Raw genomic sequence first — 24,376 nt, 5'->3', positions numbered from 1 at the left:
TCTCATTTTCCTGAAGCAAGAACGATTTCTTATTTTTCTTTTTGCCAAATACAAGGATCAATCGCAGGAAAAAAACATCCCCTTCTACTGCTTGCTCTACATGCGTATTGAAAATATTATCAAATTTTTCTATGGAAAATCACGATGGTATATTACAAATCTAGTTGGATAATCATCTCCTTTTCCTGAAGAAAGAACGATTTCTTGTTTTTCTTTTTGCCAAATACAAGGATCAATCGCAGGGAAAAAAACATCCCCTTCTACTGCTTGCTCTACATGCGTAATGTATAAAGTATGCGCTAAACTGATAGTTTGCGCATAAATTGTTCCTCCCCCTACAACAAATACTTTTTTGCTTCCTATGTTAGCCGCTAGATCAAAAGCATGAGATATAGATGATGCTGGGATAATTTCTGGGATCAAACTAATATGACGCATATTATTACGTGTGATGACGATGTTGGTCCTCCCCGGCAAAACCCTCCCAATTGATTGAAAGGTATGATACCCCATGATAATTGGATATCCCATCGTCATATTTTTAAAACGTTTCAAATCAGACGCAATTTGCCAAGGAATACCACCGCCATTTCCAATGACATTATTACGTGTAATTGCTGCAATTAAAATTATTTCTTTCATTTGTATTATACCGATATTTTAGCAGGAATTGCTGTATGTGGTTCATAGGATTTTAGTGTAAAATCCTCATATCGAAAAGAAAATAAATCTACGACGTTTGGATTAATAATCATTTGAGGCAAAACATTAGGAGATCGAGAAAGTTGCAAATGAGCCTGTTCAAAATGGTTATTATATAGATGTACATCCCCTAGCGTATGAATAAATTCCCCATATTGAAATCCGATTACGCTTGCCAACATCATTGTCAATAATGAATAAGAAGCAATATTGAACGGTATGCCAAGAAAAACATCTCCTGAACGCTGATATAATTGACATGATAATCTTCCATTATCGACATAAAATTGAAAAAGACAGTGACACGGTGGCAAGGCCATTTTGTCGATTAAAGCAACATTCCAAGATGATACTACATGACGACGAGAATAAGGATCAGTTCGCAAACTACTAATAATAGAGGAAATTTGATCAATAGTATTTTCGTCATAATCAGGCCAAGAACGCCACTGCACTCCGTATATAGGGCCTAAATCACCATTTTTATCAGCCCATTCATTCCATATCCTTACACCATTCTTTTGAAGATAAGAGACATTGCTATCTCCCTTTAAAAACCAAAGAAGTTCATGAACAATCGATTTTAAGTGCATTTTTTTCGTCGTCATCAAAGGAAATCCCTTAGATAAATCAAAACGCATTTGATAACCAAAAGCGCTACGTGTCCCAACACCTGTACGATCTCTACGATCAGAACCAGATGTAATCACATGACGAAGAAGATCCAAATATTGGCGCATCATTCCAACCCATTTTTACATATTTTAAATAAAAATTCTATTCATTTCTATCTTAATATGCTCTTCCAATATCAATAAAATACAGCTATAATAACCATGCTATTATAGAAATTCTATATAGCTATGACGATAAATAGTCAACGAAATAAACTTATTGGACCCGGGGGCGGTACCCGGCGCCTCCACCATTAGAGACGCATTAATCATTATGACGGTATATGATTCATAATGAATGATTGAGGGGGCGAAATAGGATAGACAAAAGCATAAAGGTTGGGTGTTCGTTCGGTATGGTACCACCGTTATCGGGCTAAAAATGTAGTTGCAAATGACAACAACAGTAGAGTAAATCTCGCTGCCGCTTCTTAGTCGGTGTGATTTCTCATTTTAACTCCTGATGGGACACTATCAGGCGGGGTTTGGAGGCACCTGGCAACAGAAGCCTCCATATAAAATGGTTATTTTTGTTTCCTCTTGAGCTATATCATGCTATATAGCTACAACTGACCTTCAAATGTAATTTGAAGAAAATCGTATCGTTATAGAATTTTCAATTCGTTGTAACGGTTATTTTAGTACTAAATGGATAAATAGTTCGATGAATCATGATCATATTCGTTATGATATCTTAGCTAAAGAAGCACTTCGTGGTCTTGTTAAAAATGTTTTATCAGAGACTGCATCTATTGGTTCTCTTCCAGGAGAGCACCACTTTTATATAACTTTTGCGACAAATGCTCGAGGAATTCGTATATCGCAAAATCTTAGGAAAAGTTATCCCGAAAAGATGACCATAGTGATTCAAAATCAGTTTTGGGATCTAAAAGTTTTTGATCATCACTTTGAAATTGGTCTTTCTTTTTCTAATATACCAGAACGCTTATCTATTCCTTTTAATGCTATTCAGGGATTTTACGATCCGTCTGTCAATTTCGAATTAGAATTTGATGTCCATCTTGAGGATATAGAAGAAGATAACGAAATGGGAAAGGTACTTACATCACAAGATCACTTTAATAAAAATCAATCTGAGTCCCAAAATTCTCCAAAAGAGGACGAGAATAAAAATAAACTGGCTTCGGTGGTATCGTTAGATAATTTTAGGAAAAAATAAAATGAGCAATGATAGTAAGTTGTTTCTTAAAAAATTATCGTCCTGATAACGAATAAATTTTAGGGTTCATATTCTATATGAATTTAGTACCATCCAAACAACCATAGTTATTTTGTAATCACGTAGTTTTTTTTGTCTTTTTATTATCATTATCAAGATTTTTTCTTTCTTCATCTTCTTCTTTTTTAGAAAAATCAGAAGGGTTAGAGTAAAATTTATAGTGTGACATACGTATCTCGTTAAAAGAAAAACTAAAGTTTCCTACAAGATGTGACTTCTTTAAAGGAATATTTAAGTTTGTTAATTTAGAGAAATCACCAAAAGCAGAAATTACACCTTCATAAACAGGGGCTTTATTGTCCCAAGAAATATTTCCAGATAAGTCAATAACCATCGGACTAAAAAAAGGAAATATCTGTGTTTTCAAAGAAATAGAATTATTTTTAGATGGGAAATTTGCTGTAAATCTAAATGAAGTTTTTTTATTATTAAAGCTTCCGATTCCCTCAGCAATAACAGCACCTTTGATAGAATCCAGAGATAATGAAGAAGAAAGATTTAAATCATGCGAAAATATTTTAAAATCCAGGTCTGATAAAAAGTATGATTGATCCGACGTTTGATTAATAATTTTAACTACCCCCCCATGAACAAGCACATTTCCTAACGCAATATTATGAATTATGCGCATCTTGTTGCTACTGTTGTCTTTAGTGAAAGGTACAGACCAATCGAGAGGTATTTTCGATTGGTTTTGAGAGAGATCAATCTTTAAATAAGGTTGGTCAATATACATAAAAACACGAATTTCACCACGAAAAAGAGGCAAAAAATCTGCATGTATTGATATATTTTCTACCTTAGATTCAAAAGAACCATCTTCTTTAGGAGCAATCATAATATCGCTAAAAATAATAGATGGAAAAGGAAGAATACGAATTTTTATTCCACCTTTTACTACTATTTGTTTTCCTAAGATAGATGTAGCTTGGCGCTCAAATTTTTTTTGAAAATCAGTCCAATTCACAAATAAAGGAATAGTAAAGATAATAACCAATAATATAGAAAATAAACAAACAACACCAACTAATAAACGTCTACGCAAAACAATCATCCTAGCTTTATAAAACAGTCCATGATAAGAACTAAAAAAATATAAAAGGCCTCCACTATTTATATATGTAAAAATTAGTAGATTGATTTCACAAAAAATTTTTATTTTAAAACAAACATAATTCAAATTTTATATTATTTAGAAAATAGTATAAAGAATATTATTTCATTTTAAATAAACAAGTTATTTTTTGAAATATTCATAATGAAATATCTTGATTTCTATACGTTGATTGTTTTGACGCCCTATTTGATTGTCATTTGTATCAATCGGATATCTATACGCGAATCCTTGGGACGAAACGAATCTCTTGTTCGAAACACCTTTTTTTACTAAATTATTCATAATAACATCTGCTCTTTCTTGTGATATCAACAGATTTTTTTCTAACGTTCCAATGGAATCTGTATGACTTTCGATGGAAATAGAGGTTCCAGGAAATTTATTTATAGTAGTTGTAATCGATTTTAAAATAGGCAAAAAATCTTTGTTTAGAACTCCTTTCCCTGATACAAAAGCAATATGGACTGGAATATTACACATAATTGTATCATCTATACGACTAACCGTGATTCCTGTATCTTGTAATCGCATACGTAAGTCATCTTCTGCCTTATCTATCTGGCTTCCAAATCTTTTATGAACAATAGCCTCTATATCTTTATTATTTAATTTCTTCAAAAATACTTTTCGTGTTTCTCTGTTGGTAAAACAACATCCTGACATAATCGTAACTGTTAATATAAAAAAACCTAACTCTTTTATCACGTAATCACCCCTCTTATTTACAAACAAAAAGAATTGATCTTCCTACTTGATTAATTATTTATTAACCAAGGTATATTGCTTTCTTGTATTTTTATCAAATCTTTGTAGTATCATTTCCACGTAATATTCAGTTTTATTATAGGTAAAAACATGCAAAAAGATGATAAAAAAAGCTATGTTTCTCAAATGCTAAAAGCTAATTTTGTTCCTACGCGTGTACTTAATTATCTTGAAAGACTCAATTCTCAACAAATTAATGCTGTTACGACTACCATGGAAAAACCTCTTCTCATATTAGCGGGAGCTGGTACCGGGAAAACAACAGTATTAATAGCACGTATTTTACATTTAATATTTCAAAAACAAATTCATCCTTCAAAAATTCTCGCTGTGACTTTTACTAATCAAGCAATCCAAGAAATGAAAAATAGATTGTATCGCTTGGGAGAGATTATTCCCCAAATTCAAACTTTTCATGCTTTCTGTGCAGGCCTATTACGAGAATACGGAGAAGTAGCATCTCTTCCGGCTAATTTTACCATTCTAGATTCAAGCGATAGTCGTCAAATTATTAAACAACTCCTTAACAGTTTAAAAATTGACGAAAAAGCTTGTAGTATAAATCAAGCTATCGAAAAAATAAATTATTGGCAGAATTGTGGTTGGAACCCACAAGAAATACCAGAATCCTCTCTAGCCGAAAATGAAATCATTCCAAGAAAAATCTATATCCATTATGTCGACCATCTTCAGAAAACACAAAGTTGTGATTTTGGTGGATTAATCATAAAGGCTATTGAAGTACTTCTTCATCCTCATATCTTGAAAAAGTATCATGAAAAGATTTGCTATATTATGGTAGATGAATATCAAGATATTAATACTGCTCAATATCTATTATTACGATTATTGGGTCAAAAAGACGATAAAAAACAAAATGCTCGTATATGTTGTGTTGGTGACGAAGACCAATGTATTTACGAATGGCGCGGGGCACAATTTTCTCATATCATCAATTTTCAAGAAGATTTTAAAGAAGCAGATATTATAAAACTTGAACAAAATTACCGCTCCACTTCTCATATTCTCAACACAGCTAATAAGCTAATTGCCAATAATAAACAACGATTCAATAAAAAGCTCTTTACCGAACGTGACAATTATGATGATGCAAAAGTTAACATACATGTTAGTAAAAATGATAATTCCGAATTATCAACCATTATTGAAGAAATCATAAATTTTCAACACACAGGAATGTCTTTAAATAATATAGCTATTCTTGTGCGTACATCTTGGCAAACCCGTAAGTTTGAAGATGCATTTCTTGAACAAGTAATCCCCTATAAAGTTATCGGAGGAAGCTTTTATGATCGTCAAGAAATTCGCGATGCCTTTGCTTATTTTCGCTTAGTATGCCAAGGAAATAATGCACAGGATTTTAAACGTATCATCAACTGCCCTAAAAGAGGCATAGGAAAAGAGAGCTTAAAAAAAATTGAAATTCATGCTAATCAACGACAAACTTCCTTACTACAAGCAAGTGAAGAACTCGTGGATAGAGGTGAATTTCGTCCTCAGATACGCCAATCATTACGAAATTTTATCGAAGATATGCGTCGTTGGAATAACCTTTCCACGCAGGACAACCCTAGTGCTATTGCAAAAATGATTCTTGAGGAAAGTGGTTATATTGATATTTGGAAGAATGATCAATCGGAAAAATCACAGGAACGTCTTGATAACATAAAAGAACTTCTATCCATAATAGAAAAATATGAAACATTAGAAAGCTATATTCTCAATGCTCCCCTGAAAGGAGATAGTATTTCATTCATACCCAATCCTGATTATATTCAAATCATGACTTTACATGCCGCAAAAGGGCTAGAGTTTGATACAGTATTCATTCCAGGATGGGAACAAGGATTACTCCCTCACCAACTTTCAATTAACGAGGGAAATTTAGAAGGAGAACGCAGACTCGCGTACATGGGCATTACCCGTGCAAAAAAAAATTGTCATCTCTTTTATACAATTAGTCGAAGAACACATGATTTTACCCGTATAGAACAGTATCACCCCTCACAAGTATCACAGTTTTTATTAGAACTTTATGATTCTTCTCATGTCAAAGAAATAATCCATGATAATATTTATGGCTCTTTTTCTGAAAATTGAAATCCGACATATGGAACAAATTATTCTACTCATAAAAACGGAAGTAAATTTGGAGTTGGAGATATCATACAACATGCAAAATTCGGTATAGGCACTATTCTTGATATTTCAAATAACAAAGTGCAAGTCCAATTTGATAACAATAATTCCAAATATTATTCCAAAATGGATACTAGAAATCTTCGTAACAAAAATAGATTAAGGGATACGTTTTGCGTTTACAATTTATTTAATAATCGGGATAATATAACTATTACAAAGTAGTTTATTTATATAATAGAATTGTATTGTATTTTTATAATATATAATAAACTATATGATAGTATCATATTAAAAATGTATATAAATAATCAATAAAATTATTATTTCTGATATTTAAAATTTTTATAATAAATAGTTATTTACATAATATATTAGATATATTGAAATAATTTTAATTAATTTAATGTATTGGTATAATATTATTTATTTTAAATTATAAATAAAGGGGGAAAAAATGAATATAAAAAAAATAGGTACTATAATAATGATAACCTTTAGCCCTCTTTTATTGATCAACTGCTCTTCCAAAAAAAATAACAATAAAAAAAATACCAAAATATCAAAAAGTAATTCTAAAAAGCGTAGAAAAGGAATAATCTACAGGATTATGCGATAAATATTTCATATTTTTAAATAAAAAAAAGTAATAAATACTCTTAATTATTTCTAATATTTAAAATTATTTATAATAAATATTATTTTTACATGATATATTAGATATATTGAAACAATTTTAATTAATTTAATGTATTAGTATAATATTATTTGTTTTAAATTATAAATAGAGGAAAAAAAATGAATATAAAAAAAATAGGTACTATAATAATGGTAACCATTAGCCCTCTTTTATTGGTTAGTTGCTTTTCCAAAAAAGATAAGAATAAAAAAAATACACAAAATTCTACACAAAATCGTAATATAAAAAATAAACCATCATTTAAAAAATAAATATCAAAATAATTGTAGTACACAAGGAACATGTATCTTCCGCTTTTATAAAAACATCACCTTATTATAGAAAATAAAAGATGTATCTTACTTAGCATTTTGGGTATAACAATTTTTGAAAAACTATTATCGCGGAAGATATTCCTTATTTCTTATGATATCATGCCGTATTTCTATACTAAAACATGACGAATAATACGTAATGTCCTGAGCTCTACTCTAATAAGAATTCTTCTTTTGTAGCGTTTTTTTTAAATACAGAAACGCATATCAAATATCCCGAAGGAAATAGCAGATATACATAAATGTTATTAATATCTTATGCAAAAAAGTGACGAATAAAATAAGAATGTGATTAAAGGGCCATTCTTTTATACTCCATCAAACTATCAAAAAATAAATATTTGATAGATCGAACCCACTTTTAAGAAAAGAAGTGACTATACCTTCCTGCGGACAAGTTACCTGACAAGTACTAACTAGATAATACGGTTCGCAATAAATTTAAAATAAATACCCGCGTCGTGTATATTATACAAGAATAATATCTGCTACTACCACAGGTCCTGCAATAGCACCACGCCCTACCTCATCTATTCCTGCTACCGGCCACATATTTTTTTCTTGTATTGATGTATGTCTTAATATTGCGTGGCATCCATATAATTTTTGACCAATCCTTTAGTGTATATATAATTATATGTGATTTTTCCTCAAACATCATAAATAACATCATTTCTAAGATATTTATTTTTGTTGCAATTTTTTTTATTATTATTTGCAAACAAGATCAAACGTTGATAGCTTATAATTATCCTTTTAACGACGTATAACAAATAATGTCATTGTCTCGTACTGATTTCGCTATTTTACTCAATGGAAATATAAAGGTAACAAAGCGTCTTTTATATGAAATCAAATATCGCAGAATTATTGCTGCCGATGGAGGCATGTATCATGCAATGAAATTAGGAGTAGTACCAGAGTTATGGGTGGGAGATTTTGACTCTATAGATAGCTCATTACTGCAACAATGGTTGTCAGTGAAACGTATTTGTTACTCTCCTGACAAAGACAGTTCAGATGGTGAAATTGCCACTCATACTGCTTTACAATTAGGGGCAAAAAATATCATTTTAGTTGGCTCTATTGCTGGGGAACGTTTTGATTATGCTTTGCAACATATGACATTAGCAATATCTTTGAAAAAAAATAATATCAACGTTATCCTTACTTCTGGTATTGAAGAGGCGTTTATCCTTCTTCCAGGGAAACAGTGTTTTGATCTTCCGGAAAACAGTGTTTTTTCTATTATTGCCTTTACAGATATTGAAAACATCACTATCACCGGAGCAAAATATACTATTTCTCAAAGTTCTTTATCCTTTGGTTGTTCTCGTACTATTTCTAATGTTGCGACAAAAAACCTCACTATCATGTTCGATCAAGGACTAGCTGCTTTGATTTCTCGTCCTTATGATTTACAAAGGCTTTAATTCCATGAGTATACCTATCTTAAGACTTGATCACATTAATGCTTCTATAGGTGGGGTAAATTTATTACAAGATATATGTTTGTCCGTTAAACCAAAAGAACGTATCTGCCTTGTAGGATGCAATGGATCTGGAAAATCCACTCTACTAAAAATCGCTGCCAACATTATAGAACCGCAATCGGGGACTGTATTTATCCATGGATCTTCTACAATAGGATACCTTGAACAAAATCCTAATTTTTCTGATTTTTCAACAATTTATGACTATATTAATCATAAAATTCAAGATACAACAAACATCTCTTATAGCTTAAAATCTTTGCTAAAAAAATTCAATTTAAATGAACAAGATCGAATATCTCACCTCTCTGTTGGGCAATCACGTTGTGTCGCCTTGATCAAGATGCTGATTCTACAACCCGATATTTTAATCTTAGATGAACCTACTAACCATTTAGATTTTCGTACGATTCATTGGATGGAACAAGAATTATTAAAGATCAATTCTGCTATTATTTTTGTTTCTCACGATCGTTGCTTTCTTAAAAATTTGTCCACAACAACCGTATGGTTAGATCGAGGTTGTTTAGATCATATGAATAAAGGTTTTGCTCATTTTGAACTTTGGAAACAAAATATCCTAGAACAAGAACAAATACGTTATCATAATTTAAAGAAAAAAAATGAATCAGAAGAAGAATGGTTGCGATATGGAGTAACCGCAAGAAGAAAACGCAATGTCCGTCGAGTCAAAGAACTCCAAGAAATAAAGACACAATTAAAAGAACAAAAAAACTCCTTTTATAATACGATACAAACAAATATTCAATCTACTCTTCCATCTTCTGGAAAATTAGTCATAGAAGCAGATAAAATTACAAAACAATATGATAATCGTTCAATTGTTAAAAATTTTTCTCTCCGCATACATTATGGTGAACGGATTGGCATTGTTGGTCCTAATGGCGCAGGCAAAACAACACTATTAAAATTATTAACCGGAAAAATAACGCCCGATTCTGGACTCATTACTTTAGGAACCAACCTCAAAATTGCGATCATTGATCAAAAACGCGAAAATATTAATCCAAATGAAACTCTTGCTTCTTATCTAACAGGAAGTCATGGAGATAGTTTAATGGTACAAGGCGAATCTCGTCATGTTGCTGGCTATATCAAAGATTTCCTCTTCCATGCCGATCAAGCATATTCTCTTATGAAAAACCTCTCTGGAGGTGAAAAAATGCGTGCCATTATAGCGCGCATTTTGGCTCAACCCTTTAATTTTCTTATTATGGACGAACCAACAAATGATCTTGATTTTGAAACGTTAGATTTTTTAGAAAAAACTATTTCTAATTTGAAAGCTACAATATTAATTGTTAGTCATGACAGAGATTTTTTAGACCGTACCGTAACATCAACAATTGCTGTTGAAAATATTGAAAATCCTAATGGATATTGGGTAAAATATGCTGGAGGATACTCCGACATGCTTGCACAACAAAAGAAGAGCAATCAGACTTCTCAGATTCACAATCCTCAGGTGCAATCTTTGAAGAAGAAATATTCTACGAAAGAAACAAAACAACAACAAAAGAAATCTCTCACCTATAGTCAAAAATTGCTTCTTGAAAGACTTCCTCAAGAAATATACAACATGCAACTACAAATATCTGAAAAAGAACAACAAATAATAGATAAAAAATGTATTTCAAATAAAGAAGTCCATCAACTTTATTATGATCTTGCTCAAATACAGCAAGAAATCAAAGATAAAGAAGAACAATGGATTAAACTCGAAATGATGCAAGAAGAAAATATGAAAAAGAGTGATGAGTAATGTAACGTCTGTTATCATATTCCCAACAAATATTACGAGGAATATACAAATAATGACACTATTTCTTTTCTTTCAAACTATCATGAAAAACTTTAAAATAAAAATTTAAAGAGCCATTACCTTTTTACATATAAGAACATGAAATCTCCACGTTTTAGTTATTTTTTTACGCGTTCGACATATGAATTATCTTCTGTAAGGATAACAATATCATCCCCTACATTAATATGAGGAGGTACTGTCGTTCTTATATTATTAGAAAGAATAGCTGGCTTATAAGATGATGTAACCGTTTGTCCTTTGGAAGAAGGTTCTGTTTCAATAATGGTGAATACAACTTGACGAGGTAATTCAACAGATAACACAATTCCTTCGTAAATTAAAAGTTTCATTTCCATTCCTTCTTGGAAATATACTTTTTGATCACCAACAACGTCCTTAGAAACAGCAATTTGATCATAAGTTTCTGGATTCATAAAATGAAATCCTTCATGATCTTCATATAAAAACTGAAAGCGTTCTTCTTCAACAAAAGCACGCTCTACTTGTTCTGTTGTACGCCAACGCTCAGAAACCTTTACTCCATCAGAAATACGACGCATTTCCACCTGTGTAATAGGAGTTCCTTTGCCAGGATGAAAATTTGTTGCAACAAGAACAACATATAATTTTCCATTTACATCAAGGACATTCCCTTTACGCACAGCAGAAGCGATAACCTTAACCATATTGAATTTATTCCTTATTTTAACTATAGTAACAGTAACTATTGATTGTAATATTTCAGTTGTAGAACACGATTGCTTATTCTTTATCCTGTAAAACCAATAATCAAATGTTTTTTTGTAAAGATTTATTATAGGTTTATAAAAACTAGAAGATCCTCATGCACAAAATTTCTTCCAAACCTTGGTGGAATCGTGATTTTCATCATCGTCGCCGTCCTTTTCTTCTCAAACGCAATATGATTCAAAATTCTTTAAGAAAATACTTCGCAAAAAAGAATTTTGTCGAAATTGATTCAATGTGTCTTCAAGATTCTCCTGGAAATGAAACGCACATACAAGCTTTTTCTACAGAATTTATCATAGATGAGCATATACGAAAGACTTTATATCTGCAAACTTCTCCTGAATTTTCTTGTAAAAAGCTTCTAGCTGCAGGAGAAGAAAAAATTTTTTGCTTCGCACACGTTTGGAGAAATGGAGAACAAGATTGTCTACATCAACCAGAATTTACTATGTTAGAATGGTATCGTGCATATGAATCATATGAAAAATTAATGAAAGATTGCATGGATATTATACGATGTGCAGCAGAAGCTGCTGATAAAAAAACTTTTTCTTTTAAAGGTATTAAATGTAATCCTTTTAGTGAAGCAGAGTATATTACTGTTTCCGAAGCTTTTGCACGATATGCAAATATTGATCTTTGTGTTACGATTGATAATCCTAGTAAACCAGATCGCGATCTGTTGTCTTTACAAGCACAAAAATCTGGAATACGTGTTGCCCACGACGATACGTGGAGCGATATTTTCTCTCGTGTTCTTGTAGAAAAAATAGAACCCCGTCTTGGCATCAACTGCTGTACTATTCTTGATCGTTATCCTGCTTCAGAATCTGCATTATCTAACATTTGTCCTGACGATCACCGTTTTGCACGACGTTTCGAGCTTTATGCATGTAATATTGAATTATGCAATGCTTTTGATGAACTTATTGATCCAATTGAACAACGCCACCGATTTGAAAAAGAAATGCAAGAAAAACAGAAAATATATAATGAAACCTACCCCATAGACGAAGATTTCCTTTCTTGCTTAGCAGAAATGCCACAATCTTCCGGTATAGCAATGGGCTTTGATCGACTTGTTATGCTTGCTACAGGCACAAGCAACCTCAATGAAATTATTTGGACTCCTTTGAGTACATCCGAAAAAGAAAAAATATGATGAAATTTCGTAATAAAAAATTAACTTCTGCACAACAATTGTACAAAGCAAACCTCATCAATCAAGAACAGATCAATACGATAAAAGAAATTTCAAATCATTATTCTATTGCTTTAACTCCTGTTATTGCTAACTTAATAGATTCTCATAATCCTCATGATCCTATTGCCCGTCAATTTATTCCTCAAAAAGAAGAGTTGAATATTTTGCCAGAAGAACGAGAAGATCCAATTGGAGATAATAATCATAGCCCTTTAAAAGGCATTGTACACCGTTATCCTGATAGAGTGTTACTGAAATTATTACATGTATGCCCTGTATACTGCCGATTTTGTTTTCGTAGAGAAATGATCGGCACGCAAAAAGGAAGCGTTTTATCTTCCGAAGAAATAGAGAACGCCATTTCTTATATTCAAGAAAATACCCAAATTTGGGAAGTGATCTTTACAGGAGGAGATCCTTTAATTTTATCGCATAAGCGTTTACAGAAAGTTTTAAAAAAATTGAGGGATATAAAACATATTAAAATATTACGTTTTCATAGTCGTGTTCCTATTGTTGATCCTCAACGTATTAATCCTGAGTTCATTCAATGTCTAAAAGAAGCTGGCAAACCCATATATATTGCAATACATGCCAATCATCCTTATGAATTTTCTCCAGAATCTATAAAGGCTATTAATGCACTTGCAGATGCTGGAATAATTCTTTTAAGTCAATCGGTATTACTCAAAGGTATCAATGATGATCCTGAAATTCTTGAAAATCTTATGCGAACTTTTGTAGAACTACGTATTAAACCCTATTATCTACATCATCCAGATCTTGCTCCTGGAACAAGCCATTTTCGTCTTACCATTGAAGAAGGAAAAAAAATTGTCGCACGCTTAAAAGAAAAAATTTCTGGACTATGCCAACCATTCTATATTCTTGATATTCCTGGAGGATATGGGAAAGTTAAAATTGACAGTCATAATATAAAAAAAATAGACAATGAATCCTACTATATTACTGATCACAACAACATGGTACATCGCTATCCACCAAAATCATAATTCATTACATAATGTTAAAATCTAATAAAAAGTTGTTATGTCCTGTAATATGTTTTTTATAGTTTGTACTGGCACACCACCATAAGCTATTTGATTTTTTTCACACCAAGCAACCAACACAGCCAAGAAACCATCATAAGCATGAGATGCATCAACGCCCAAATGACGTCTCACCTCTTCAAACCAAACGACCTTAATTCCTTCCAATTTATCTAGCCAATTTTGGAACTTTAAAAACTTCATTCCACCACCCTCAAATCTTCCATTTTCAAACCTTACAGTTCCAGATAAAATATTACCATCCTTCTGTATCACAAAACCCATCTTACAACCAATATCTACAGCTAAAATACCCATAACAGTCAAAATCCACATAATCACACCATTATTCAACATAACCACATCCTCATTAATTCTTCATCTCACCCAATCAAAATCAATTATACATGCATTTCTGCCCCCTTTAAAGCCTATCACCAATCAATTCAACCCTCCCAATCACCAAAAACACTACAAAACACTACAAAAAACTTAAACTGGGTAAAACAAGAAAATCCTAAACGGCATGTGGTAATTTGTGGGGCGTAAACGGGGAGCGTCAGCGGTGAGTGTAACGTACAGGGGGAGTATATCCCTATAGGGATATCCCCCCGTATCCCCCAAATCCACCATGCCTAGGGGTTATTTTATAATTTTTATTATACCATAAATTATATCATAAGTACATGATAAAACGCTATAATACCTATTTTTATAACAAACAATTTAATTTTGTTTACTTAAAAGTTATTATGTTTTTATTGTGTTAAAAAAACATAATATAAATATATGATATAACGCTACTTTCTCAAAAAATATTCTTTATTCTGTGCAATAAAACAGAATAAAACAGAATAAAAACAGAATAACATTACAGACTACCTATATTTTTAAATAAATGATTGACAAATAAAATCTTTGAATTAGACCAAAAAACTATTTTCTTGTACCGTAAGAAATATACCCTCTTGCCTATTTAAAAATAAAATAATATTACAGCATATCAACTATATTTTTAAATAAATTATTGACAAATAAAACCTTATTGAATTAGCATAATAATTAATGTATAATGCCAAAGTAGGCGTTAAAATGGTCGGATATTTAAGTGCGTACTTGGAATTATCTGATGCTATCACGTGTAATGTCTCCTCCCCCATTATTAGAAAAAATCCACAACAGATCACTTGCTATTCTTTCAAAAGACCCTGATGTATTTCGTGAAGAAAGTTATTACAGAGAAAATATCAAAAAAATCTCCAATGTTGATGAATTTATCAAAAATAAGCGCGTTTTTCATTATGCTTTGAAAGCATTCGATATATTAGATATGAAACACGCAGAAAAATTTATGAAAGATATCTTAATAAGCGACCTTTCTGATCCGGAAAGTTTAGTCAATAAGATGAATAGTTTGAAATATCAAAAATTTGCTCGTTATTATGACTTTTCTCCCGCCCCAAAAAATGTTCAAGGGGATATACAGAAAAACCAAATTATCAAAGATTATATACAATCGCATAAACTTACAGAAAAAGAAGCTTTAGAAAAAAGCGAATATTTCCGTCATAATATTCATAAAATTAGTTCTATTGATCAGTTTTTCAAAAATAAAGATCTTCTTAATTATGTCCTCCAATCTTTTAAAATTGACCCTCATACTGTCTCTTTACCGTTTTTAAAAGATGCCTTGACTCTAGGTCTTGCGAAACCAGATAAATATTTTATAACTTCGCAAGACAACCGTTTCCGTACAATGGCAGAACACTTTCACTTTCAAAAAAATGGTTCTGCTAATGATAAAATTTTAACTAATGCGCAGATAGAAAATATCGTCAGCAATTATTTGAAGAATACATTAGATTGTATTCCAGAAAATTCAATTATTTCTGATCAAAAGTACTATAAGGAAACCATTGGATCTATTCATTCTTTTCCAGATCTTTTAAAAGATTCTAAGCTCTTTCAAATGGTACATTTAGCTCTTTTTTCCTCAAATTCAGACATAAAAGCAGATAATTTACTTGATCTTGTACGCAAGAATGATCCAAGAGTTTCCAAAATAAAAGATTTTTTTCACATTGATTTTAGCAATATTAGAGATTCTAATAAAAAAATTCAGAACGATGATCAGATTACGAAAATATTGAATTTGTATAAGGAAAGTTGCAAAAAGTTACATGAACAAAAAATGAACTCATTGATAGCAGAATATCGAAAATCCTTACACGACATTAAATCTATTCAAGATTTTTTATATGGCAAAAACCTATTAAATTACGATCAAAAACCATTTACAGCATTGGACTTTGCTTTAAAAGCATACAATATCAAAGGCGAAGATCTTGATAAATATAAATTAAAAAGTGTTCTGACTAGCAATGCTTCTGATCCAAATAGTTATGTAAATAAATCAAAAGACAAACGTCTTATCAAATTAAATAATGCATTTAATTTTAATAGCAATGGATCAATAGGAGAAATACCTACAATACAATCAAGATCTGTAATACGCGAAAATATAATAAATTATGTGAATAGTAAAAGAAACCTCTATAATGAAAAAAAATCATTTGATTCAGAAAACAAAATACATATGGAAAAAAAACTTGATTCAGAAGCAAAGTATTATAGTGAAAACATTGACAGTATTCACTCTTTTGAAGATCTTTTTACTAATAGAAAAATATTAAATTTTTTATTGGAATCCAAAGAGATTGATCCAAAAAAAGTAGACGATAATTTTTTACACAAAATATTTCGTTCAGATTTAAAAAATCCGAATAGCCTTGCCAATACACATCAAGACAGTCGATACAAAGACATAATTTCTTCTTTTAACTTTGATATTCGTGGAGAAAAGTTATATAAAGAAAAAGGAGCGGTACAAGATGATTTGCATCTCGATAAAACCTGTGATCTCTATAAAAATCAAATAATAGAAAAAGAAGAAGAACAACGAGATCCTGACAATGCCTTAGAAATTTATTTTAAACGCAACATCCCTAATATTAGGAACTATTACGAAATTTTAGGAGATAAAAAACTTTTTCAAGTTGTTGCGAAAAAACTAAATTTATCCCCTTATTTACCTGAAAAAAATAAACTTGATATGTTGCAAAAGAATATTAATATCAAAGATTTTAAAAATCCGAAAAAAGTAGATGCATTTATTTATGCATTCAGAGCTAACAAATTTAAAAATATTGACTATAAAAAATCGTTATTTTCATTTGCTAATAAACAAGAACGCTATTTGTATGATTACCCTGAAAATCAAGAAAACACTATGTCTTTACAGTTAAATACTATAAATCCTAGGCCATCAAATGGACGCTATTCTACATTAGATTTATTTATCCCTCTTAATTCCCCTTCTTTTTTATCTTTATAAAGGAATTAAATCTATATTTTTATTTGTTCATAGTCGTTTACAAGTAATTTATTATTCATGAATATTTCATCGACAACAAGATGGATTGGCGGAAGGGGTCGGATTCGAACCCACGGATAGTTTCCCATCTCTGGTTTTCAAGACCAGTGCCTTAAACCGCTCGGCCACCCTTCCCAAATAATCACCACCTACAAGAACATCACAAATTTACAGACCAAAATAGCATTTCATTAGATTGGCATGTAACACATATATGGTAAAATTATGGTAAAATACGACGGATAACCTAATAATATTTTAAGTGAACTGTCAATAATCTTCTAACCCATCTTCATATTCAAAAGTATCTAAACTCAAAATATCATTCTTCTTACCATAATAAACAATGATATGAATAATGGTTTTTTTAGAATATTCAATCATATACTGATTATTCATTTTATTATGTTGACAAAAAACACTCATTTTTTTACTCAATGACTGGATATTCGACTGATGATCCGTTATTTTCTTATAGAGAATCTTGAAGAAAGATTCATGAAGTAGCTTGATTTAAAGAAAAGAGTATATTGCTAATGCCTTCAGATATTAAATTGACATTCCCCGATGATTCAATCAAGATTTTTCCTTCTCATACAACGGGATCTGATGTTGCTGAATCAATATCCAAGTCTCTTGCAAAAAAAGCAATAGCGATGGCAATTAATGGTAAAATATATGATTTATCTGATTTAATACAAACGGGATCAATCGAAATTATTACCTCTGAAGATCCTAGATCTTTAGATATTATTCGCCATAGTTGTGCTCATATCATGGCTGAAGCAGTACAAAGCATTTGGTCAGGAATACAAGTAGCAATTGGACCAGTAATAGAAAATGGTTTTTATTATGATTTTTACAAAGAAAAACCATTTAATGCGGCGGAACTTGAACAAATAGAAAAAAAAATGCATGATATCATTGAGAAAGATTCTCCTTTTCTCAAACAATGTTTGTCGCGTGAACAAGCAAAAGAAATTTTTGAATCTAAAAAAGAAACGTATAAAGTAGAAATTTTAGAGAAAATTCCTGCAAAAGACAATATAACTATTTATCATCAGGGAACATGGTTTGATTTGTGTCGTGGGCCACATGTACGATCGACAGGACAAGTAAAAAAATTTTTCAAATTAATGAAAGTAGCCGGCGCTTACTGGCGTGGGGACAATACTCGTCCAATGTTATCACGTATTTATGGAACTGCTTGGAATACTCAACGAGAACTGACGCAGTATTTAGATTTTCTTGAAGAATCTGAAAAGCGAGATCATAGAAAACTTGCACGTGAGATGGATCTTTTCCACATTTCAGAAGATGGTTCAGGAGTAATTTTCTGGCATCAGAAAGGTTGGAAAATATTCCAGAATCTCATATCCTATATGCGTAGAAAAATAAAAGATGATTATGAGGAAATTAATACTCCTCAAGTACTAGACCAAAATCTATGGCAAAAATCAGGACATTGGGATTGGTATCGAGCTAATATGTTTGCTGTCAAATGTGCCGACGATACAGTAAAAGATCTTCGTTCGTTTGCTCTCAAACCGATGAATTGTCCTGGTCATGTTGCGGTTTTTAATCATGGATTGAAATCTTATCGTGAACTTCCTATTCGCTTAGCTGAATTTGGATCAGTATACCGCAATGAACCATCTGGAGCATTACATGGTCTCATGCGCGTCCGAGGATTCACGCAGGATGATGCGCACGTATTTTGCACTAAAGAACAGATGTTTGAAGAGTGTCTTAAAATCCACAATCTCATAGTATCAATTTACAAAGATTTCGGCTTTGAAACGATTACGGTCAAACTTTCTACTCGTCCGGAAAAACGTGTCGGATCCGATGAATTATGGGATGATGCAGAGAATATTATGAACGACGTTCTTGACGCTATTAAGACTTCATCTAAGAACAAAATTAATACTGGAATTCTTTTAGGAGAAGGCGCTTTTTACGGTCCAAAATTCGAATATATCCTGAAAGATGCGATTGGTCGCGATTGGCAATGTGGAACAATACAAATTGATTTCAATCTTCCTAGCAGATTCAATGCATTTTATATTAACTCTCAATCCGAAAAATGTCATCCTGTAATGATTCATCGTGCAATATTTGGTTCAATTGAACGCTTTATTGGTATTATGATCGAAAATTTTAAAGGAAATCTTCCATTATGGCTCTCTCCAGTACAAGCAATCGTTACGACAATCACTTCCTCTGCAGTTGAATATGCACAAGAGGTTACTAATATTTTGAAAAGTCATAACTTATCCATTGAAACAGATTTTCGCAATGAAAAAATAAGTTATAAAATTCGAGAACATTCCGTTAAAAAGATCCCTATTATCATCATTTGTGGCGATAAAGAAGCCACGGAACGTTCTGTCGTAATTCGTCGTCTTGGATCCACGGCAACCCAGAAACTCCCCCTATCAGATGCTATACCAATACTGACACAAGAATCCCTTCCCCCTGATTTTCGATAATAAGAAATAATGTTGATATAATCACTTTAGTAAAAAAACGATGCAATTCCCTACTCTTCATTATCAAGGAGTTGAATTTTTTTGCAAATAAAAAATATTCAACTTTATAAAAGGACCATACTTAATTATGATAAAATATTTTTTATTTTTTACATTTTTTCTCATTCCTTATACCAGTTTTGCTCAAAAAATGAGAGTTGCATCGTGGAATATTAATACTCTTTCTGAAAAAGAAGGAGTGAATATTTGGAGAAATTCAGTCATAAGGGAAAAGAGCGATTATGATTTATTAAGACAATATGCTATGAATCTAAATGCTGATATTGTTTCTTTACAAGAAATGGGAAGTTACGGTGCTGTTGCAAAAATATTCCCTGAAGATACATGGCAAATTTTTTATTCAGGAGAGGATTCCATATGGAGTTCGATATTGAATTACTTTAATATTAAATATAATAGCCGTAATAGTTCCATTAATACGGCAGTAGTTGTCAGAAAAAAATCCATGCATGTTCTGCAGGTATCTTATCCTTTTGTAGGAATAGAGAATTCACATTCAAGAGCAGGAAAACGTCGCGCTGTTGAACTTTTGATAGAAATAAACGGTCAAAAAGTATGGATACTTGATATTCATCTTAAATCCTTTTGTTTCTTAAATAAATTAGAAAACACCCGTAATTCTAGTTGTAATTTGCTTAATAAACAATCCAAATGGCTCAAACTCTGGATTGATCAAAAGAAAGAAACTGGTATTCCTTTTATTATAGCAGGCGACTTCAACAGGAAAATAAATTATTTGGAGGATAAAGATTCTTTTTGGCAAAAAATAAATCCTGACAATTCATTAATCCGCTTTCCTCAACAGAAAGAAACTTCATGTAATGCAAATAAAAATTTATTGAACAAAACCCCTATTGACTACTTTATAATGGATAAAAATGCTTATAAATTGTTAATTAAAAATAGTTTTTCTGAAGTTTTATATGATTCAAATGATATTCAAATTAAAGGAAATCGCTTAAGTGATCATTGTCCTATAACCATTGATTATGATGTGAGTGACAATATGTTAAAAGAAGGACTAACGTAAAAACAGTTTAATCCAATATAAATCGTTATTTTAGGGAAAATATAAAATGATCTATGACTAATTTTACGAGAAAATGATTATCGTGATAACTTGAAATACGGATTTCCTCTTGTTGAAAAATTTTAAAATAGCTGTAGCACAATTAAATCCAATCGTAGGAGATATTGTCGGAAATATTACCAAAGCCCGTCAAGTACGTAACGAAGCAACTCGTCTAGGAGCAGATATTGTTTTATTTACGGAACTTTTTATATCAGGATATCCACCAGAAGATCTGGTGTTCAATAAATCTTTTATACAAAAATGTTATACTGAGCTGAATACTCTAAAAAATGATACTAATGATAATGGTGCTGGGGTCATAATAGGTTTTCCTCGTCAAAGTAAAGAAGGAATATTAAACTCCGTTGCAATACTTGATGGAGGAAATATTGTCGCTATCCGCGATAAGATTAATCTCCCAAACTATAATGAATTTCATGAAAAACGTACTTTTGTATCAGGATATAGTAATAATCCCGTTGTCTTTAGAGGTATTCAACTAGGCGTTCTTATATGCGAAGATATCTGGGAAAATTCAAATATTTGTCGGAATTTAAAAAAACAAGGCGCTGAATTTCTTCTATCTATCAATGCTTCTCCTTATTGTCACAATAAATTGAGAAAACGCCATGAAATAGTTAGAAAACAAATTTCTCATGTAAATATTCCCATCATTTATGTAAATCAAGTGGGTGGACAAGACGAACTGATATTTGATGGAGCGAGTTTTTGCTTTGACAGTTATCAAAAATTAGCGTTTCAAATGAATCACTTTGTGGAACAAAATTTGATTACCAAATGGCAGTATGACGAACAGGTGGATAAATGGAGTTTTATAAATAATCCTCCTCAATCAAAAGTGTATATTCCTCTTCAAGAAGAAGCAGACTATCACGCCTGTGTTCTTAGTCTACGTGATTATGTGCAAAAAAATAATTTTAATAAAGTCATTATTGGACTTTCAGGAGGCATTGATTCGGCTCTATGCGCAACAATCGCAGTTGATGCATTAGGAAAAGACAATGTACAAACCATCATGCTTCCTTATAAATATACCTCCCATCAAAGTTTAGAAGATGCTGCTGCTTGTGCGAAAGCATTAGGCTGCCGATATGATATATTACCTATTCATGATCTTGTTGATTGTTTCTTTTCACTAATGACACAATTTTTACAAGAAGAACCTGATGGTATCGTAGCAGAAAATATCCAGAGTCGTATCAGAGGGAATATTTTAATGGCTATCTCTAATCACTCAAATAAGATGTTGCTCACGACTAGCAATAAATCTGAAGTATCCGTTGGATATGGAACATTATACGGCGATATGAGTGGTGGATTTAATCCCCTGAAAGACCTATATAAAACACAAGTATATAAACTCGCATCTTGGCGTAATTCACATTGCATTGTTGGTGGTTTGGGACCTTTGACAGAAGTAATACCTCTTAGGATTCTAGAAAAGTCTCCTTCTGCAGAATTACGTTTTAACCAAACAGACCAAGAATTATTACCTGCCTATCCTATTTTAGATGATATTATTAAACGCATTATTGAAAATGACGAAACTTTAATAGATGGTAATATGCAACATAAGTACACTAGTGAGACTGTTCGTTATATAGAAAATCTTTTATATAATTCCGAACATAAACGTCGACAATCTCCTTTAGGTACTAAAATAACTTCTAAAAGTTTTGGTCGCGATCGCCTTTATCCTATCATCAATAAATTTCGCAATCACACCGATAAAGAATAAATAGAATATTTAAAAACTAAAAAAATCATGATTTAATAAGGAACATTTCCTTTGCTATCATAAAAAGGATATTATGCATGATTCCTATAAATGACATCATAGAAAATATGAATATAATAGACGATATAGAAGATCGGTATCACTATTTGATCGAGTTAGGGAAAAAACTCCCTCCTTTTCCAAAAGAATACATGATAGATGAGAACATCATATCAGCATGTGTAAGCAAATTATGGATGGTGACATATTTGGAGAACAAAAAAAAACAGGATCCTATCATGGTATTATATGCTTTTTCTGATTCTCAGATCGTATGTGGAATACTGTATATTATAAGAAGTATTTACGCTAATAAAAGTATTTCAGAAATACTCAAAATAGATTCCCTAGAAATACTTCAACGAATTGGATTAACAGAGTATCTCTCTCAGAAACGTATCAATGGACTGCATACTGTAATACATAAAATCCAATATTTCATAAAAGAGTATTCAGATAGTTATTTGAAAAAATAACTAATAACCTTCTTACCAAATGAAATAAAGATACCTACTAGAATTTAATTAAATTCTAGTAGGTATTGGTTTTAAAAATATTTTATAAATCAATCTAATAAGCAAATTATAACTTGCATATTTCAACCAAATACTTCTCATGAATTAACTAAAATGCACAAATATTTTTAAAATATCACACATGTTCATGATATTTTTTATCATGCAATACGCTGTTTTATTTTAATTAATTTCTCCATAATTATCAGGTATATGCTATAAAAATATAAAAGATGTTAAAAACATGAGCATGCTAAACCCCGCTGTTAGATATTTTTTTCCTATTAAATAAGATATCCTTGTAGCAAGAGGAGTGATTAATATGCTAACGGGTAAAATAATAAAAACAGCTCCTAAATTAACAAAGCCCATAGAAAATGGAGGTAAACCTTCCATTCCCCAACCGCTATAAATTCGTACTAATAATCCAGGTATAGTAATTAATACACTTACACCTGTTGCAGTTGTTGCAGCTTTATGGATTGAAAAACCATGAAATAACATGAGGATATTTGCAAATATTCCTCCCCCTACTCCTAAAGCTCCCGACAAAAATCCTATGACGATTCCCCAAACATATCTCATATAATTTTCTGGGAATTTTTCTTTATAACAAATATTATCTCTTTTGAGTATTAAAAACCCCATTAAAAAACAAAACAAAGCAAAAGATTTGTTTAAAAAATATTTGTCCACATGTGAAATCATAAATGATGTTAAAACAGTAGTGATAGGAATAACGATCATCCAATCTTTAAATAATTGCATATTTACTGATCCATGGCGCTTATGTGCCATAAATGACATAATAGAAGTTGGAACCATAACTCCTAGAGAAGTTCCCATCGCAACATGCATACAAATTGTATCATCAACACCCATTAGTTGAAACGCTTTGCTCAATATCGGAAGCATGACTAACCCACTACCAACACCAAATAATCCTGAAAGAGTTCCTGAAATAAAACTTGCAACGATAATTAAGGAAATATACTCCACAACGTAATCCT

General features: G+C 31.5%; 19 protein-coding genes, 1 tRNA gene and 1 other RNA gene. 12 read left to right on the top strand and 9 right to left on the bottom strand.

The features are described 5' to 3' along the window. Positions 1-129: 129 nt before the first annotated feature. A complete protein-coding gene (locus G293_RS04935) occupies positions 130-642 on the bottom strand; it encodes a dihydrofolate reductase (protein WP_047264550.1) in 513 nt (170 codons plus the stop codon). 5 nt (positions 643-647) lie between these two features. Further along, the gene (locus G293_RS04930) at positions 648-1,442 is read right to left on the bottom strand and encodes a thymidylate synthase (RefSeq protein WP_047264549.1); all 795 of its coding nucleotides are present in this window, start codon (positions 1,440-1,442) and stop codon (positions 648-650) included. A 59-nt stretch (positions 1,443-1,501) separates the two neighbouring features. Here G293_RS04930 and ssrA point away from each other — a divergent pair. Beyond that, positions 1,502-1,892: a transfer-messenger RNA gene (gene ssrA / locus G293_RS05585) on the top strand. A 148-nt stretch (positions 1,893-2,040) separates the two neighbouring features. After that, a complete protein-coding gene (locus tag G293_RS04925; RefSeq protein ID WP_047264548.1) occupies positions 2,041-2,556 on the top strand; it encodes an SspB family protein in 516 nt (171 codons plus the stop codon). A gap of 118 nt (positions 2,557-2,674) precedes the next feature. Here G293_RS04925 and G293_RS04920 read toward each other — a convergent pair whose 3' ends face one another. Together G293_RS04920 and G293_RS04915 are read right to left on the bottom strand one after the other, a co-directional pair. Then, positions 2,675-3,661 carry an AsmA family protein gene (locus G293_RS04920; RefSeq protein WP_052775043.1) on the bottom strand — a complete coding sequence of 329 codons (987 nt, stop codon included), beginning with the start codon at positions 3,659-3,661 and terminating at the stop codon, positions 2,675-2,677. Between the two features lie 192 nt (positions 3,662-3,853). Next, positions 3,854-4,438, bottom strand: a complete 585-nt coding sequence (locus tag G293_RS04915; RefSeq protein ID WP_047264546.1) for an OmpA family protein — start codon at positions 4,436-4,438, stop codon at positions 3,854-3,856. A 150-nt stretch (positions 4,439-4,588) separates the two neighbouring features. Between G293_RS04915 and G293_RS04910 the strand changes: the two genes are divergently transcribed. The 3 genes from G293_RS04910 to G293_RS04900 all read left to right on the top strand — a co-directional run bounded on the left by G293_RS04910 (position 4,589) and on the right by G293_RS04900 (position 10,948). Then, positions 4,589-6,619 (top strand): ATP-dependent helicase, encoded by a 2,031-nt coding sequence (locus G293_RS04910; RefSeq protein WP_047264545.1) that lies wholly within the window; start codon positions 4,589-4,591, stop codon positions 6,617-6,619. 1,829 nt (positions 6,620-8,448) lie between these two features. Then, a complete protein-coding gene (locus G293_RS04905) occupies positions 8,449-9,105 on the top strand; it encodes a thiamine diphosphokinase (protein WP_047264544.1) in 657 nt (218 codons plus the stop codon). 4 nt (positions 9,106-9,109) lie between these two features. Further along, positions 9,110-10,948, top strand: a complete 1,839-nt coding sequence (locus G293_RS04900; RefSeq protein WP_047264739.1) for an ABC-F family ATP-binding cassette domain-containing protein — start codon at positions 9,110-9,112, stop codon at positions 10,946-10,948. A 158-nt stretch (positions 10,949-11,106) separates the two neighbouring features. On the opposite strand, the gene efp is transcribed toward G293_RS04900, so the two are convergent. Beyond that, positions 11,107-11,676, bottom strand: a complete 570-nt coding sequence (gene efp / locus G293_RS04895) for an elongation factor P (RefSeq protein WP_047264543.1) — start codon at positions 11,674-11,676, stop codon at positions 11,107-11,109. A 158-nt stretch (positions 11,677-11,834) separates the two neighbouring features. Between efp and epmA the strand changes: the two genes are divergently transcribed. Both epmA and G293_RS04885 read left to right on the top strand, forming a co-directional pair. Then, a complete protein-coding gene (gene epmA / locus G293_RS04890) occupies positions 11,835-12,902 on the top strand; it encodes an EF-P lysine aminoacylase EpmA (protein WP_047264542.1) in 1,068 nt (355 codons plus the stop codon). Beyond that, positions 12,902-13,957 carry a lysine-2,3-aminomutase-like protein gene (locus G293_RS04885; RefSeq protein WP_047264738.1) on the top strand — a complete coding sequence of 352 codons (1,056 nt, stop codon included), beginning with the start codon at positions 12,902-12,904 and terminating at the stop codon, positions 13,955-13,957. The genes epmA and G293_RS04885 overlap by 1 nt, the downstream gene beginning before the upstream one ends. A 21-nt stretch (positions 13,958-13,978) precedes the next feature. Here the strand turns inward: G293_RS04885 and G293_RS04880 are convergent, their stop codons facing one another. After that, entirely contained in the window at positions 13,979-14,353 is a 375-nt protein-coding gene (locus tag G293_RS04880; RefSeq protein WP_200897308.1) for a hypothetical protein, read from the bottom strand. A 751-nt stretch (positions 14,354-15,104) separates the two neighbouring features. On the opposite strand from G293_RS04880, the gene G293_RS04875 reads away from it, so the two are divergent. Beyond that, positions 15,105-17,390, top strand: coding sequence for a DUF1217 domain-containing protein (locus tag G293_RS04875; protein WP_244464383.1), 2,286 nt, complete (start codon positions 15,105-15,107; stop codon positions 17,388-17,390). 86 nt (positions 17,391-17,476) lie between these two features. On the opposite strand, the gene G293_RS04870 is transcribed toward G293_RS04875, so the two are convergent. Then, positions 17,477-17,564, bottom strand: a tRNA-Ser gene (locus tag G293_RS04870). 135 nt (positions 17,565-17,699) lie between these two features. Next, positions 17,700-17,855 (bottom strand): hypothetical protein, encoded by a 156-nt coding sequence (locus G293_RS05750; RefSeq protein ID WP_158402233.1) that lies wholly within the window; start codon positions 17,853-17,855, stop codon positions 17,700-17,702. Between the two features lie 110 nt (positions 17,856-17,965). On the opposite strand from G293_RS05750, the gene thrS reads away from it, so the two are divergent. The 4 genes from thrS to G293_RS04850 all read left to right on the top strand — a co-directional run bounded on the left by thrS (position 17,966) and on the right by G293_RS04850 (position 23,327). Further along, on the top strand, positions 17,966-19,921 hold the full coding sequence (gene thrS / locus G293_RS04865) for a threonine--tRNA ligase (protein WP_047264540.1): 1,956 nt from the start codon (positions 17,966-17,968) through the stop codon (positions 19,919-19,921). A 127-nt stretch (positions 19,922-20,048) separates the two neighbouring features. Beyond that, positions 20,049-21,011 (top strand): endonuclease/exonuclease/phosphatase family protein, encoded by a 963-nt coding sequence (locus tag G293_RS05580; protein WP_244464381.1) that lies wholly within the window; start codon positions 20,049-20,051, stop codon positions 21,009-21,011. 109 nt (positions 21,012-21,120) lie between these two features. After that, positions 21,121-22,812, top strand: a complete 1,692-nt coding sequence (locus G293_RS04855; RefSeq protein WP_047264539.1) for an NAD+ synthase — start codon at positions 21,121-21,123, stop codon at positions 22,810-22,812. Positions 22,813-22,889: 77 nt separating this feature from the next. Next, complete coding sequence (locus tag G293_RS04850) at positions 22,890-23,327, top strand: SufE family protein (protein ID WP_047264538.1); 438 nt, start codon at positions 22,890-22,892, stop codon at positions 23,325-23,327. A 255-nt stretch (positions 23,328-23,582) separates the two neighbouring features. Here the strand turns inward: G293_RS04850 and G293_RS04845 are convergent, their stop codons facing one another. Beyond that, positions 23,583-24,365: a sulfite exporter TauE/SafE family protein gene (locus G293_RS04845; RefSeq protein ID WP_047264537.1), complete on the bottom strand. Its 783-nt coding sequence runs from the start codon at positions 24,363-24,365 to the stop codon at positions 23,583-23,585. Between the last annotated feature and the right edge of the window lie 11 nt (positions 24,366-24,376).

This window comes from Candidatus Liberibacter africanus PTSAPSY (assembly GCF_001021085.1).
Lineage (GTDB): Bacteria > Pseudomonadota > Alphaproteobacteria > Rhizobiales > Rhizobiaceae > Liberibacter > Liberibacter africanus.
Note: the sequence above shows the minus strand (reverse complement) of the source record. Positions and strands in the feature narration are given on the sequence as shown.

Coding starts and splice junctions, on each gene's coding strand:
- G293_RS04935 (WP_047264550.1), bottom strand. CDS start 642: ATGAAAGAAATAATTTTAATTGCAGCAATTACACGTAATAATGTCATT.
- G293_RS04930 (WP_047264549.1), bottom strand. CDS start 1,442: ATGCGCCAATATTTGGATCTTCTTCGTCATGTGATTACATCTGGTTCT.
- G293_RS04925 (WP_047264548.1), top strand. CDS start 2,041: ATGAATCATGATCATATTCGTTATGATATCTTAGCTAAAGAAGCACTT.
- G293_RS04910 (WP_047264545.1), top strand. CDS start 4,589: ATGCAAAAAGATGATAAAAAAAGCTATGTTTCTCAAATGCTAAAAGCT.
- G293_RS04905 (WP_047264544.1), top strand. CDS start 8,449: ATGTCATTGTCTCGTACTGATTTCGCTATTTTACTCAATGGAAATATA.
- G293_RS04900 (WP_047264739.1), top strand. CDS start 9,110: ATGAGTATACCTATCTTAAGACTTGATCACATTAATGCTTCTATAGGT.
- efp (WP_047264543.1), bottom strand. CDS start 11,676: ATGGTTAAGGTTATCGCTTCTGCTGTGCGTAAAGGGAATGTCCTTGAT.
- epmA (WP_047264542.1), top strand. CDS start 11,835: ATGCACAAAATTTCTTCCAAACCTTGGTGGAATCGTGATTTTCATCAT.
- G293_RS04885 (WP_047264738.1), top strand. CDS start 12,902: ATGAAATTTCGTAATAAAAAATTAACTTCTGCACAACAATTGTACAAA.
- G293_RS04880 (WP_200897308.1), bottom strand. CDS start 14,353: ATGTTGAATAATGGTGTGATTATGTGGATTTTGACTGTTATGGGTATT.
- G293_RS05750 (WP_158402233.1), bottom strand. CDS start 17,855: ATGAGTGTTTTTTGTCAACATAATAAAATGAATAATCAGTATATGATT.
- thrS (WP_047264540.1), top strand. CDS start 17,966: ATGCCTTCAGATATTAAATTGACATTCCCCGATGATTCAATCAAGATT.
- G293_RS05580 (WP_244464381.1), top strand. CDS start 20,049: ATGATAAAATATTTTTTATTTTTTACATTTTTTCTCATTCCTTATACC.
- G293_RS04850 (WP_047264538.1), top strand. CDS start 22,890: ATGATTCCTATAAATGACATCATAGAAAATATGAATATAATAGACGAT.